Origin of the sequence: Micromonospora sp. NPDC050695 (assembly GCF_040654415.1) — a bacterium.
GTDB lineage: Bacteria > Actinomycetota > Actinomycetes > Mycobacteriales > Micromonosporaceae > Micromonospora.
Window position 1 is genome coordinate 214,139 of sequence record NZ_JBFAHZ010000002.1, and the last position, 13,425, is coordinate 227,563.

At 72.6% G+C, this 13,425-nt stretch carries 10 protein-coding genes and 1 pseudogene; 2 read left to right on the forward strand and 9 right to left on the reverse strand.

Annotated elements, in window-relative coordinates; translation table 11 throughout:
* Nucleotides 1–25 precede the first annotated feature (25 nt).
* From AB0H52_RS02605 to AB0H52_RS02615, 3 genes are read right to left on the reverse strand one after another with little or no spacing between them, the layout of a single operon-like run.
* On the reverse strand, nucleotides 26–964 hold the full coding sequence (locus AB0H52_RS02605; RefSeq protein ID WP_357944768.1) for a carbohydrate ABC transporter permease: 939 nt from the start codon (nucleotides 962–964) through the stop codon (nucleotides 26–28).
* Nucleotides 961–1,950 (reverse strand): ABC transporter permease subunit, encoded by a 990-nt coding sequence (locus AB0H52_RS02610; RefSeq protein ID WP_357944771.1) that lies wholly within the window; start codon nucleotides 1,948–1,950, stop codon nucleotides 961–963. Before AB0H52_RS02610 ends, AB0H52_RS02605 begins: the two co-directional genes overlap by 4 nt.
* Before the next feature lie 10 nt (nucleotides 1,951–1,960).
* Nucleotides 1,961–4,345, reverse strand: a complete 2,385-nt coding sequence (locus tag AB0H52_RS02615; protein WP_151490401.1) for a glycoside hydrolase family 3 N-terminal domain-containing protein — start codon at nucleotides 4,343–4,345, stop codon at nucleotides 1,961–1,963.
* A gap of 243 nt (nucleotides 4,346–4,588) precedes the next feature.
* Between AB0H52_RS02615 and AB0H52_RS02620 the strand changes: the two genes are divergently transcribed.
* Both AB0H52_RS02620 and AB0H52_RS02625 read left to right on the forward strand, forming a co-directional pair.
* Nucleotides 4,589–5,626 carry a LacI family DNA-binding transcriptional regulator gene (locus tag AB0H52_RS02620; RefSeq protein ID WP_278122299.1) on the forward strand — a complete coding sequence of 346 codons (1,038 nt, stop codon included), beginning with the start codon at nucleotides 4,589–4,591 and terminating at the stop codon, nucleotides 5,624–5,626.
* 14 nt (nucleotides 5,627–5,640) lie between these two features.
* Nucleotides 5,641–6,630, forward strand: a complete 990-nt coding sequence (locus AB0H52_RS02625) for an acetylxylan esterase (RefSeq protein ID WP_151490399.1) — start codon at nucleotides 5,641–5,643, stop codon at nucleotides 6,628–6,630.
* A 42-nt stretch (nucleotides 6,631–6,672) separates the two neighbouring features.
* Here AB0H52_RS02625 and AB0H52_RS02630 read toward each other — a convergent pair whose 3' ends face one another.
* From AB0H52_RS02630 to AB0H52_RS02655, 6 genes and pseudogenes are all read right to left on the reverse strand, one after another.
* On the reverse strand, nucleotides 6,673–7,137 hold the full coding sequence (locus AB0H52_RS02630) for a MaoC family dehydratase (RefSeq protein WP_151490398.1): 465 nt from the start codon (nucleotides 7,135–7,137) through the stop codon (nucleotides 6,673–6,675).
* Nucleotides 7,138–7,154: 17 nt separating this feature from the next.
* Nucleotides 7,155–7,355, reverse strand: coding sequence for an acyl-CoA dehydrogenase family protein (locus AB0H52_RS02635; RefSeq protein ID WP_255473698.1), 201 nt, complete (start codon nucleotides 7,353–7,355; stop codon nucleotides 7,155–7,157).
* A 77-nt stretch (nucleotides 7,356–7,432) separates the two neighbouring features.
* Nucleotides 7,433–8,305: pseudogene (locus AB0H52_RS02640) on the reverse strand (acyl-CoA dehydrogenase family protein); the annotation flags it as partial.
* A 60-nt stretch (nucleotides 8,306–8,365) separates the two neighbouring features.
* Nucleotides 8,366–11,161 (reverse strand): AAA family ATPase, encoded by a 2,796-nt coding sequence (locus AB0H52_RS02645; RefSeq protein WP_357944776.1) that lies wholly within the window; start codon nucleotides 11,159–11,161, stop codon nucleotides 8,366–8,368.
* Nucleotides 11,162–11,245: 84 nt separating this feature from the next.
* On the reverse strand, nucleotides 11,246–11,857 hold the full coding sequence (locus AB0H52_RS02650) for a TetR/AcrR family transcriptional regulator (protein ID WP_151490396.1): 612 nt from the start codon (nucleotides 11,855–11,857) through the stop codon (nucleotides 11,246–11,248).
* A gap of 248 nt (nucleotides 11,858–12,105) precedes the next feature.
* Nucleotides 12,106–13,398: an ABC transporter substrate-binding protein gene (locus AB0H52_RS02655; protein ID WP_357944779.1), complete on the reverse strand. Its 1,293-nt coding sequence runs from the start codon at nucleotides 13,396–13,398 to the stop codon at nucleotides 12,106–12,108.
* Nucleotides 13,399–13,425 lie beyond the last annotated feature (27 nt).

A 13,425-nucleotide genomic window follows, 5' to 3' on the forward strand; every position in this document is an offset into this window, starting at 1 on the left:
TTGAGGGGACGGGTCGGGGCGCTGGTCAGCCCTTGACGGCGCCGAGCATCACGCCGCGGACGAAGTACCGCTGGACGAAGGGGTAGACGAGCAGGATGGGCAGGGTGGTGAGCACGATCGTCACGGACTTGAGCGTCGCCTCGGCCTGCACCTCGTCGGCCTCGGCGATCGCGCCGACGTTCTCCGCGCCGGTGGCCCCGGCGATCAGGTTGCGCAGGTAGATGGTCACCGGCCACAGGTCCTGCCGGTCCAGGTAGAGGAAGGCGGCGAACCAGGAGTTCCAGAAGGCCACGGCGTAGAACAGCACCATCGTGGCGACGATGGCCTTCGACAGCGGCAGCACGATGCGCAGCAGGATCCCGTACGTGTTGAGCCCGTCGACGGCGGCGGCCTCCTCCAGCTCGTCCGGCAGACTCTCGAAGAACGCCTTCATCACCAGCAGGTTGAACACGTTTATCGCGTTGGGCACCGCGATGGCCCAGATGGTGTTCTTCATGCCCAGGCTGGTGACCAGCACGTAGTTGGGGATCAGGCCGCCGGAGAAGAACATGGTGAAGACCGCGATGCCGACCAGCGCGGTCCGTCCCCGCAGGTGCTTCTTGGACAACACGTAGGCGTAGCAGGTGGTCAGCACGATGGAGATGACCGTGGCGACGACCGTGTAGACGACGGTGTTGCGGTAGTTCGTCCAGAACATCGAGTCGGCGAGCACCAGCCGGTAGGTGTCCAGGTTGAACCCGCGCGGCACGAGGTTCACCTGGCCCGCGATGATGTATCCCTCGTCGCTGAGGGACCGGGCCACCACGTTGACGAACGGGTACAGCGTCACCACCACCACAGCGGTCAGGACGACCGCGTTGACGGCCTGGAACACGCGGTATCCCCGGGGCGGGCGCACGCCCCGCCCGCGTCCGGAGACGGGCCTCGGGCTGCCGCTGGTCGCCTCGGCGGCGTCGATGGTCACCACAGGCTCGTCCCGACCGTACGGCGGGCGATCAGATTCGCCGTCAGGACCAGCACGAGCCCGATCACGGCCTCGAACAGGCCGATCGCGGCGGCGTAGCTGAAGTTGCTGGACCCGAAGCCCATCCGGAACAGGTAGGTGGAGAGGACGTCGGCGGTCGGGTAGGTCAGTGGGTTGTAGAGCAGGAGGATCTTCTCGAACCCCACCGCCATGAAGGTGCCGATGTTGAGGATCAGCAGCGTCACCATGGTGGGCCGGATGCCGGGGAGCGTGACGTGCCAGGTCTGCCGCCACCGGCTGGCGCCGTCGATCCGGGCTGCCTCGTACAGGTCGGCGTCGACGGTGGTGAGCGCGGCCAGGTAGAGGATGGTGCCCCAGCCGACCGTCTGCCAGACCTCGGACGAGACGTAGATCGTCCGGAACCACTCGGCGCGTTGCAGGAACGGCACCGCCTCGCCGCCGGTGGCCTGGACGAGCTGGTTGACGGTGCCGTCGATCGAGGTCAACTGCATGACCATCGCCGCCACGATCACGATCGACAGGAAGTGCGGCAGGTAGGACACCGACTGCACGAACTGCTTGAGCCGGCGGGTGCGCACCTCGTTGAGCAGGAGCGCCAGCACGATCGGCAGCGGAAAGCAGAACAGCAGGGTCAATGTCCCCAGCAGCAGGGTGTTGGTGAAGACGTCCCAGAACGTCGGGTCGGTGAAGAACATCCGGAAGTACCGCAGCCCGACCCAGTACTCACCGAAGATGCTGCCGCTCGGCTTGAACCGGCGGAACGCGATGACGTTGCCGATCATCGGCAGGTACCGGAAGACCAGGAAGAACAGCAGCGGCAGGACGGCGAGCGAGTAGAGCTGCCAGTCCCGGCGCAGCGCCTGCCGCCAGCTCCGGCGACGACGCGGCGACCGCGGGACGGGGCTGCGCGCCTGCGCCGAAGCACCGGGCGGCGCCGGCGGCGGTGGCCGTAGCGTCGATGTCATCCTCGGCCTCCTATGCGGAGTGCCGGACGGCCACGAGAGGCTCGGTCCGCACCGACGTGAGCAGTTCCCGCTGGTGGCCGACCTGGCGCTCGGCGCCGGTCAGCCGCAGCGACAGGGTCGCCGCCGTGTCCCCGCTGGAGCGGCCGAACCGCAACTCGACCGCGCCGGGCTCGACGACGCGCCGGCCGGACAGCCCGGTGAACGAGGCGACGTCGGCCGGTACGCCGAACGTCACCTGCGCCGACTGACCGGGCTCCAACGGCACCCGGGCGTAGCCGACGAGGCGGACCACCGGGCGGGTGGTCTGCGCGACCGGATCGTGCAGGTAGAGCTGCACCACCTCGGTGCCGGCCCGCGTACCGCTGTTGCGGATGGTGATCCGCACCCGCGCCTCGCCGTCGACCGGCCAGGCGGCCGGCTCGCCCGCCTCGGCGCGCGCCTCGTCGGCGGCCCCGACGACCGTGGCGTCGGACCAGTCGAAGGTGGTGTAGCTCAGCCCGTGGCCGAACGGGTACGCCGGGGTCGGATCGACCGAGGAGACCTTGCTGCGACGTCCGAGCGGCGGCGCCAGGTACGTGGCCGGCAGACCGCCCGCGTCGCGGGGAACGCTGACCGGTAGGCGCCCGGACGGGTTGACCGCGCCGGTGAGCACCTCGGCGAGGGCCTGCCCGCCGCGCTGGCCGAGGAAGAACGCCTGCACCACGGCGGTCGCGGCGTCGAACTCGGGGCCGAGCGCGTACGGCCGCCCGGTCATCAGCACCAGGACGACCGGGGTGCCGGTGGCGAGGACGGCTCGCACCAGCTCGGCCTGTACACCGGGCAGGCGCAGGTCCGCGGCGTCGCAGCCCTCGCCCGAGGTGCCCCGGCCGAACATCCCCGCTCGGTCGCCGACGGCGAGCACACAGACGTCGGCGTCGGCCGCCACGGCGACCGCGGCCGGGATGCCCGAGGTGTCCGCTCCGGTGATGGCACAACCGGGCTCGTGGGTGAGCAGCGGCACGCGGCGGGCCAACTCGTCGCGGAGCGTGGGGATGTCCAGGCCGAGTCCGTGGTCGCTGTGGTTGACGCCGACGTGGTTGGGGAAGGAGTAGCAGCCGAGCAGGGCCATCGGATCGTCGGCGACCGGCCCCACCAGGGCCACCCGCTGGCCGGTGGCCAGCGGCAGCGCGCCGGTGTCGCGCAGCAGGACGACGGACTCGCGGGCCAGGCGTACGGCGACGTCCCGGCTGGTCTCGTCGTCGAGCCGCAGGTCCGCGACGTCGTCGGGCAGCTCCCGCCAGTCCTCGTCGAGAAGGCCCAGCTCGATCTTCTGGATCAGCACCCGGCGCAGCGCCCGGTCGATCAGCGCCTCGTCGACCTCGCCGCCGCGCACCGCCTCCACCAGCGGTTCGCCGAAGGCGTCCACGGTGGGCAGCTCGACATCGATCCCGGCTCGCAGGGCGAGGTGGGCCGCGTCGGCGGCGCGTTCGGCGACACCGTGCAGGGTCTGTATGAAGCGCACCGCGAAGTAGTCGGCCACCACGGTGCCGGTGAAGCCCCACTCGTTCCGCAGCAGCCCGGTCAGCAGCTCCTCGTCGGCGGCGACGGGCAGGCCGTCGATCTCCGCGTAGGAGTTCATCACCGAGCGGGCACCGCCGAGCCGCAGGGCCATCTCGAACGGCGGCAGGATGACGTCGGCCAGCTCGCGGTGGCCCATCGGCACCGGGGCGAGGTTGCGCCCGCCCCGGGAGGCGGAGTAGCCGGCGAAGTGCTTCAGGGTGGCCACGACACCGGCCCGCTCCAGACCCCGCACGTAGGCGGCGCCGGTCGTCCCCACCAGGTACGGGTCCTCACCGATCGTCTCCTCGGTGCGTCCCCAGCGGTAGTCGCGGGTGACGTCGAGGACGGGCGCGAGGCCCTGGTGTACGCCGGCGGCGCGCATCGACCGCCCGATCCGACCGGCCATCTCCTCGACCAGCTCGGGGTCGAAGGAGGCGCCCCAGCCCAGCGGGTTGGGATAGACGGTGGCCCGCCAGGCCGCGAACCCGGTGAGGCACTCCTCGTGCACCTGCGCCGGGATGCCGAACCGGCTGGCGGCCACGATCTGCGCCTGGGACGCGGCCAGCGATCGGGCACCGAGCACCGGGTCGACCGGTGCGGTGCCGAACGGGCGGGTGAGTTGGCCCAGCCCGTACCGGATGACCTCGGTCCACTCCGGAAGGCCCTCGATCATGTCGGACTGGTGCGGGGCGACGCCCTCGCCGGATGCCTCGGCGCCCACCCAGACCCCGATCAACTGGGCGATCTTCTCTTCCAGCGACATCAACGACACGAGCGCCTCGGCCCGCTCGGACGGCGACAGGTGCGGATCGCGCCACGGCGCGATGTCGCTGTCGACGGGCGACTGACTTCTCATGCCGCGACCCCTTAGCTCCGGCCAGGCGGCAGCCCTGGTGGGACCGGCTGCGTGGCGGACGGTGCACGATCCGAAACTTTCCGGAAACCTGCGTAACCTTTTCGGCAACCTAAGTCCGCCACCCGGACGTGTCAAGAGCCCCATCGATGTCTTGAGGACGTCCGGCCGATGTCAACCCCTCTGGCGCAAACGACCATTCGTGTTAAGGTCTGCCGAAACTTTCGGATGTTGTATGAGGCTGCGATGACAGAGCACCGCCCGCTCGACCCACCCGCCTCCACCACCATCGCGACCATCGCCACCGATGTCGGTGTCTCGGTCGCGACGGTCTCCAAGGTCCTCAACGGACGCGGTGATGTCGCCCCCGGCACCCGGGCGCGCGTCGAGGCGAGCCTGGACCGCCACCGGTACCAGCGCCGCACGCGTCGCACGTCGTCCAGCGGAGGGCGGGTCGACCTCGTCTTCCACCAGTTCGACACGGGCTGGGCGATGGAGATCCTGCGCGGCGTCGAGGCGGTGACCAGCGCGGCCGGCCTCGGACTGTCGGTCGCTCAGCTCGACGGGGCGCACCGCCCACCGCCGCGCTGGCTGGACGCCGTGCTCGCGGACCGTCCACTGGGGGTGGTGTTCGTCCTCTCCCATCTGGCCGAGGTCCAGCAACAGCACCTGCGACGCCACGGCATCCCGTTCGTCGTCGTCGACACCGACAGCGCCACCTCGGCGTCGGTGCCCACCGTCGGGTCCAACAACTGGAACGGCGGCCTGCTCGCCGCCCGGCACCTGCTGGAGCTGGGTCACCGGCGTATCGCGATCATCTCCGGGCCACCCGACGTGCTCTGCAGCCGCGCCCGCGCGGCCGGCTTCCAGTCCGCACACGAGGAGGCCGGGCTCGCGGTCGACCGGGAGCTGATCCGCTACGGCAGCTTCTCGGCGGGCGCTGGGCACACCCACGGGTTGCAACTGCTGCGCCTGCCGGAGCGCCCTACCGCCATCTTCGCCGGCTCGGACATCCAGGCCATGGGGGTGCTCCGGGCCGCACGGCAGTGCGGCCTGCGGGTGCCCGAGGACCTTTCGGTGATCGGGTACGACAACCTGCCGGTCGCTGCCTGGACCGACCCGGCGCTCACCACCATCAACCAGCCGCTGCGCGACATGGCCGGCATCGCCACCCAGATGCTGCTCGACCTGGCCAGCGGCAACGAGCCGGCGACCAGCCGCATCGACCTGGTGACCGAGCTGGTCGTCCGGGAGAGCACCGCGCCCCCCGCTCAGCCGCACTGACCCTGCGAGGATCCGTGTCGTACTCCGCCCCGCATCTCGACGAGCTTGAGCGGTACTCCCCCGCTGTCGCCGAACCCGAGGATTTCGACCAGTTCTGGCGCGACACCCTCGCCGGGGCCGCCGCCCGACCGGTGCTCGTCGACGTCCGTCCGGAGCCCACCGACCTACCGCTGCTCGACTCCTGGGACGTCACATTCGCCGGCTTCGGCGGCGACCCGGTACGCGCCTGGTACACCCGCCCGGCCGGCGTCCGGGAGCCGTTGCCCGCCGTGGTGGAGTTCGCCGGCTACGGCCGTGGTCGCGGCCTGCCGCACGAGCGGCTGACCTGGCCGGTGGCCGGGTACGCGCATCTGCTGATGGACAACCGGGGGCAGGCGGGGCAGTACGGCGCGGGCGACACCGCCGATCCGCACGGCGCGCCCGGCGGCCCCTGGCCGGCCACCTGGGGGATCCTCGACCCGCGTGACTACCACTATCGCCGGCTGATCACCGACGCGGTCCGGGCGGTCGAGGCGGTCCGCGCCCTGCCGGGGGTCGACGCCGCCCGCGTGGCCGTGGTCGGCAACAGTCAGGGCGGCGGGCTCGCCCTGGCGGTGGCCGGTCTGCTGGACGATCTCACGGCGGTGCTGACCACCGCCCCGTTCCTCTGCGACATGCAGCAGGGCGTCCGGATCAGCGACCCCGCACCGTACGGTGAGATCGCCCGTTACCTCGCCGTGCACCGGGAGGCCGAGGATGCGGTGTGGCGCACGTTGTCCTACGTGGACGCGGTGAATCTGGCCCGCCGCGCCACCGCGCCGGCGCACTTCGGGATCGGCCTACGCGACACCGTCTGCCCACCGACGACGGGATTCGCCGCCTACAACCAGTACGGCGCCGCGTCCGGCCTGCCGGTCCCGCCGGAGCGCGAGATGCACGTCTACCCGTTCAACGGCCACGAGGGCGGGGAGGCCGTCCACGTCCGCCGGCAGCTGCGCTGGCTCGGCAGCAGACTGCACCGTTAGCCCCGGTCCGCCGCCGAGAAGGGGCGGCCACGCCCCCTGCGGTCAGCGCGGCACACCCTGGTACAGCCGACTGACCGTCTCGGCGACGCAGACGGGCTTGCCGCCGCTGTCGGCCTCCACGGTGACCGTCGCGACCAGCTGCACCCCACCGCTGACCGGGGACACCTCGGTGAAGGTGACGGTGGCCCGGACGGCCGCCCCGACGCGGACCGGTGCGGGGAACCGCACCCGGTTCAGGCCGTAGTTGACCCCCATCGCCACCCCGTCGACCCGGTAGAGCCCGCCGGCCAGTGCCGGCAGCATCGACAGGGTCAGGTAGCCGTGCGCGATCGTCCCGCCGAAGGGCCCCGCCGCGGCCCGGACCGGGTCGAGGTGGATCCACTGGTGGTCGTCGGTGGCGTCGGCGAAGAGGTCGACCCGGCTCTGCTCGATCCGCTGCCAGGGGCCGGGGCCGAGGGTCTCGCCGACTGCGGTGGCCAGCTCGTCGAGGGAGGTGAAGACTCGCATGCCGAGGGTCCTTTGGACTAGAAGGCGTTGACGCCGGTGAGCGCGCGTCCGATGAGGAGTTGCTGGATCTGGCTGGTGCCCTCGTAGAGGGTGGCGACCCGGGCGTCGCGCAGGTACTTGCCGACCGGGTACTCGTCGATGTAGCCGTACCCCCCGAAGACCTGGACCGCGTTGTTGGCCGCGCGGACGGCGGCCTCGCTGGCGAAGAGCTTGGCCATCGACGCCTCGGGGTGGCGAACGGCTCGTCCCGGTCGATCAGGTCGGCCACCCTCCACACCAGCAGGCGGGCGGCGGCGGTGTCCACCGCGATGGCGGCCAGCAACTGCTGCACGAGCTGGTGGCCGGCGATCGGCTTGCCGAACTGGGTCCGCTGCCCGGCGTAGCCGACCGCGGCGTCCAGACACCCCTGGGCGATGCCGACGCAGCCGGCGGCCACCGACATCCGGCCCTTGGCCAGGGTGGACAGGGCCAGGCGGAAGCCGCCGCCCTCGACACCGAGGCGGGCCTCGTCGGGCACGCGGACCTCGTCGAGGTGCAGCTCGCCGGTGGCCTGCCCGCGCAGGCCGAGCTTGCCGTGGATCTCCCGACGGGTCAGCCCGGCGCTGCCGGTGGGCACCAGGAACGCGGTGACGCCCCGGTGGCCGGGGCCGCCGGTGCGGGCGAAGACGAGCGCGACGTCGGCGGTGGTGCCGTTGGTGATGAACGTCTTGGTGCCGGTGAGCAGCCAGTCGTCGCCGTCGCGGACCGCGCGGGTGCGCAGCGCGGCCGCGTCCGAGCCGCTGTCCGGTTCGGTCAGCGCGAAGCAGCCGAGTGCGGTGCCGGCGCAGAGCCGGGGCAGCCACTGCGCCCGCTGCGCGGCGGTGCCGTGGGCGGCGATCGACTTCGCGACCAGGCCGAGGGAGACCGAGACGATGCCGCGCACGGCCGAGTCGCCCCGGCCGAGTTCCTCCAGCACGAGGCAGTATGCGAGGTGGTCGCCGCCGGAGCCGCCGTCGGACTCGGCGATGGTCAGCCCGAGGAAGCCCAGCTCGCCGAGCTTGCCGACGATGGCCGGGTCGACCGACTCGCGCCGGTCCCACTCGGCGGCGTGCGGGACCAGCTCCCGGTCGGCGAACTCGGCGGCGAGCTGCCGGACCGCCGCCTGTTCGGCGGAGAGGGTGAGCTCCATGACGCATAAACTAGCGGTGATAGTTTAGGTCGTCCAGACCGGACGGTGTCCGAGCGGGCGTCACCGGCGTCGGCCCGCGTGCGGCTCGTCCGCGAACGCGCGGGCCAGCTCGGTACGGGAGCGGATGCCCAGCCGGTGGAACACGTTGCGCAGGTGGTGGTCGACCGTACGGGTGGACAGGAACATCCGCGCCGCGATCTCCCGATTGGTGGCCCCCTGGGCGACCAGTTGGGCGATCCGCAGTTGCTGGCCGGTCAGCAGCCGCGCCGCCGGCAGATCCGGCGGGCCGACGGACTCCCCGGCGGCGCGCAGCTCCGCCGTGGCCTGCTCGCCCCAACATCCCACCCCGAGCAGGGTGAACGTCTCGCGGGCGCGGTGCAGGTGCCCGCGGGCGTCGCGGGGGCGTCGGCTGCGGCGCAGCTCCTGGCCGAAGAGCAGCTCGGTACGCGCCCGTTCGAACGCGCCAGCCTCGGCCGGGTGCAGCCGCAGCGCGGTCAGAAACTGCCGCTCGACCTCGGCACTGCCCCGGGGTGCGAGCAACGCGTGACACCGGGCGGACAGCGCCCGCCGCAACGGGCTCGCGGTGCTGCTGGCCCACCTGTCGAACACGGCGAGTGCGGCCGTCGCCGCCGGGCGGTGGGCCAGATGGGCGGCCGCCTCGACCAGGTACGGGGTTGCCATCACCTGCACCAGCACCTGGCCTCGGCCGGTGCCCAGCCGGGCCAGCGACGCCAGCCGTGCCGCGGCCTCGGCGTGCCGGCCGTCGACCAGGTCGAGGACCGCCAGCGCCCACCCGGCGAGCGCGTGCGGACGGCTGCCCGGTGTCGGCGCCTCACCGATCTCCCGGATCCGTCGCAGACTGGTGTCCCGGTCGGCCCGCACGGCGGCCAGCACGGCGAGCATGCCCAGGTGGACGTTGGCGCAGTTGGTCTGACCGGTGGCGCGCGCGACCCGCAGCCCCTCGCGGGAGGTCTCCGCCGCCGTCTCGTGCCGTCCCAGCCAGTACTCGGCGACCGCTCGCAACTCCAGCGCCCGGGACAGCATGGACAGTTCGCCCCGCTCCCGCGCCAGGGCGACGGCGCGCTCGGCGAGCCGGTGCGCGGCACCGTCGACCGCGACCACCAGACCGGCGGCCGCCGCACAGGCGAGCGCGGTGGGGGTCAACGACGGGCCGGTCAACCGGCCGCCCAGCACGACCGTCCGACGCAGTGCCGGGCCGGCCCGCTCGTGGTCGCCGCGCAGCGTCGCCGCCACACCGGCGACCAGACAGCTCATCAGCTCCATGACGGGCGGGTCGTTCGGACGCCGCAGCGCCGCCGCCCGGCGGCCGACCTCGGCGTACCGGTACTGGTCGCCGCCGAAGCAGACGGCCTCGCCCGCGCGTACGAGCCCGGTCAGCGCCAGGAAGCGATCGGTGCCGGCCAGCCCGTCGGCGGCGGCGAGCAGGGTGGCCGAGGCGTCCGCGGCGGCGTCGCAGCGCAGTTCCAGCTCGCCGCGCAGCAGAGCCGCACGCCCCTCGACGGCCACCGCACCTCCGACGCCGCGGAGGCGGTCGAGCAGCAGGCGGGCCTGACCGGGTTGGCCGGCGGCCCAGGCGTAGTGGGCGGCGGACAGCAGGCGGGCAGCCGTGCGCCCCGGGTCGTCGCTGAGCTCGGCGGCCCGGCAGAGCGCGGCCGAGGCGGTGGACCAGTCGCCCGTCGCGGCGGTCGCGGCCTCTTCCAGCTCGGTGGCGAGGGCCGGGTCGGCACCCGCCGCCGCGGCGGCGAGGTGCATCGCCCGGCGCAGGCGCTGCCCGTGCGGATCGAGTGCGCCGGCGAGCAACCGGTGCGCCGCCCGACGCTGCGCGAGCGGCGCACCGGCCACGACCAGGGCGCGGACCAACGGCTGGTGGAACGTGACGCCGCCCGGCTCGACGCGGACCAGGCCGCCGACCTCCGCCGGCGCGAGCCCCTCCACGGCGGCGCGCACGGCCCGGGTCGGGGCGGCCGGCCCGTACTCCTCGTCCAATGCGGCGAGCAGCAGCAGCCGGCGGGTGGACGGCGACAGCCGGTCCAGCCGGGCCCGGTAGGAGCGGGCCAGCGCGCCGTCGGTCGGTGGCGCGGTGGGCAGCGGCTCCTCGGCCCGCCACTGGCCCGGGGTGAGCACGTCGGCGAGGTCCACCAGGGCCTGCGGGTTACCGCCGCCGACCACGCCGAGGGCGGCGACCGCCGGCGGGGCGGGCCGCTCGGGCAGCCGGTCGTGGTCGACGACACCGCCCTGTCGTTCGCGGCGCAGCCGGAGCCGGTCGGTGAGGACGGCGGCGCTCTCCTGCCCGGTCAGCGGTCGCAGTCGGTGCGCCGCTATCCCGTCGATGCTGGCGGTGAGGTCGGCGGTGAGCAGGACGACGACCGGCACCCGCCGCAGGCGGCGGGCCACGAAGGCCAGCACCCGCCCGGTCTGCGGGTCTCCTCGGTCGACGTCATCCATCGTCACCAGCAGCGGACGGTCCCGGGCCGCGGCGGCGAGCAGGCCGAGCACCGCCATCGAGAGCGCGAGTTGACGATCGCTCGGGCAGTCCTGCCCGCCCAGCGCCCGCCGCAGCAGGTGGCGGTGCTCCTTCGGCAGGGCGGCGGTCCGGTCGAGCAGCGGATCGAGCAGGCGTTGCAGGCCGGCGTACGGCAACCCGGCCTCCTCGGCGAGCCCGGTGCCGGCGAGCACGGTGGTGGTGTGGCCCTCGACGTGCCGGTGGGCGTGGCCGACCAGGGCGGTACGACCCGATCCGGGCTCACCGTGCAGCAGCAGGGATCCGCCGCCGTCGGTGATGCCGTCGAGCAGGCCCCGAATGGCCCGGCACTCGTCGTCCCGGCCATGCAGCACGGTTAATTGCACTCTTGATGCAGTAACCATGCGTCCCAGTGTGACCCACCGGTAACCGGATGGAAAGAGGGGGCGACGCCGGGATCAGTCGGCCGACACCTCGGCCAGCAGGGCGCCGACCGTACGCGCCATCACCGCGCGGGCCGGGTCCACGCCCAGCCCGAGGCCGTCGCGCAGCATCGACCAGGACGACCATGTGCTCGCCACCACCAGCGCGTTGAGCAGCTGGTCGCGCCCCCGTCCGGCGCGCGCCAGCTCGGCGGCGAAGAGCTGCTCGACCTCCTCGCGGACCCGGTCGATGTGCTTGAGGCGGTTGCGGTGCAGCTGGTCCGACACCGGCTCCCGCATCTGGGCGGCCCGCGCCGACGGCGCGATGAGCTGGAGCAGCCGGGCCCGCTGCCGGCAGTACGCGTCGACACGCTTCACCAGCGGCAACCCGGGCGCGATCGGCCGGTAGGCGGCGTCCTGCTGGCGGAGCACCTCGGCACCGCTGGCCTCGAACAGGGTCTCCATGTCCTTGAAGTTGGTCCAGAGCGTCCGCAGCGAGATGCCGGCCCGTTCGGCGATGCGCTCCCCGGTCGGACGCAGGTCACCCTCGGAGATGAGGGCGAGGTGCGCCTCGACGATGGCCGCACGGGTGCGCTCGGCGCGAGCGGTCCGCCCGTCGACGCGGCCCGGCACCTCGACCGTCTCCATCCGCCTCCGCCCCCTCACCGCCACGGCGCCCCCCGACGCATCGCCGAGTCTAGACAGTCGATGATCAGCCGGTGCTGGCCGGTGACGGTGACGATCCGACGTGTATTTGCAGTCATGGTGCGGATAGTAGGAGGGCTGATCTCTCTCGGTCAACGACCGTCCCACCTCTGCGCCGGGACGGGCGCAGCAGGACGACCGGGTGTGGTCACGCGCGGCCACACCCGGTCGACTGCCGGTGCTACGGGTCGTCAGGAGACGGTCGGCACCCCGTTCGCGGGTGGCGCCACCGGTGCGGCGGTGTACTCGTTGACCGGCCCGTCCGCCTCGTCGGTCTCGTACGCCGGCCCGAAGTAGCTCTGCACTCCCCCGCTCACCCGGCTCAGCCGCTGGCCGCCGTAGCCGGAGTGGTCGGTGGCAGAGAAACGCAGCGGCACCAGCCCGGGGCCCTGGAAGCCGCCCTTCTGCACGGCCTCGAGCATATTCTCCCGGGTGAGATCCTTACCCGCGGCGAGCAGCGCCTGCACGAACAGGTAGCCGACCGACATGCCGTAGACGGTGTTGCCGTCGAACGGCGCGTCCCCGTTGTGCGTCTTGTTGACCTTCGTGAAGAGCTGGATCCACGGGTTCGCCGTGTCGTTCTGCATCGGCAGGTAGTTGGTGCCGACCATGCCCTCCAACAGCGCAGCGGCGGCGCCGAGCTGCTTGGCGAGGGTCGGGTGGTCGGCACCGACGTTGGAGACCAGCCACTGCGGTTTGAAACCCAACCGCGCCGCGGTGCCGATGGAGAGCGCGGTGAAGCCTGGCACGGTGGCGAGCACCACGACCTGGCAACCGGCCGCCTTGAACGCGCCGATCTGCGGCGCCACGTTGGTGTTGCTGGTGACGTACGTCTGCTTGACCGCCACCGCCACCGCCCCGGCACCGAGCACCTTCTCCACGCCGGCCAGGCTGTCGCGGCCGAAGTCGTCGTCCTGGCCGAGGAAGCAGACCTTCTGCCCGGCCAGGTTCGCCTTCGCGTAGTTGGCGAGGATCTTGCCCTCGACCGTGTAGTCCGGGTTGAACCCGAACGTGCCCGGATACTTGTCCGGCTGGTCCCAGCTGCGGCTGCCGGAGGCGACGAAGAGATCCGGCACCCGGTTGCTCTTGAGGAAGTCGAGCACTCCGGTGTGCGTCGGCGTACCGAGGCCGTTGAGGATGGCGAAGACCTTGTCCTGCAGGACGAGCTGGCGGACCACCTGCTGGGTGTTCGCCGGGTTGTAGCCGTCGTCCATGACCTTGTAGGTGATCTTCCGACCGTGCACGCCGCCGGCCGCGTTGACGTAGTCGAAGTACGCCTTCGTCGCCGGGGCGATCTTGGAGTAGCCGGCCGAGGCCGGACCGGTCAGGGGCATGTGGGTGCCGACGACGATCTCGGTGTCGGTGACGCCCGGCACCGACGCCCCGCCGGAGCCGGGGCCGTCGTCGCCGCCACAGCCGGCGGCGGCGACCAACAGGGCGATGGTGCTGACGATCGCGAGACCGCGTTGTGCCGTACGGTGCATGGAGAACACCGACCTTTCTCGGTGATG

Excerpts from the sequence above, each read along its gene's own strand:
- AB0H52_RS02610 (WP_357944771.1), bottom strand. The coding sequence starts at position 1,950 with ATGACATCGACGCTACGGCCACCGCCGCCGGCGCCGCCCGGTGCTTCG.
- AB0H52_RS02615 (WP_151490401.1), bottom strand. The coding sequence starts at position 4,345 with ATGAGAAGTCAGTCGCCCGTCGACAGCGACATCGCGCCGTGGCGCGAT.
- AB0H52_RS02620 (WP_278122299.1), top strand. The coding sequence starts at position 4,589 with ATGACAGAGCACCGCCCGCTCGACCCACCCGCCTCCACCACCATCGCG.
- AB0H52_RS02630 (WP_151490398.1), bottom strand. The coding sequence starts at position 7,137 with ATGCGAGTCTTCACCTCCCTCGACGAGCTGGCCACCGCAGTCGGCGAG.
- AB0H52_RS02635 (WP_255473698.1), bottom strand. The coding sequence starts at position 7,355 with ATGGCCAAGCTCTTCGCCAGCGAGGCCGCCGTCCGCGCGGCCAACAAC.
- AB0H52_RS02650 (WP_151490396.1), bottom strand. The coding sequence starts at position 11,857 with ATGGAGACGGTCGAGGTGCCGGGCCGCGTCGACGGGCGGACCGCTCGC.
- AB0H52_RS02655 (WP_357944779.1), bottom strand. The coding sequence starts at position 13,398 with ATGCACCGTACGGCACAACGCGGTCTCGCGATCGTCAGCACCATCGCC.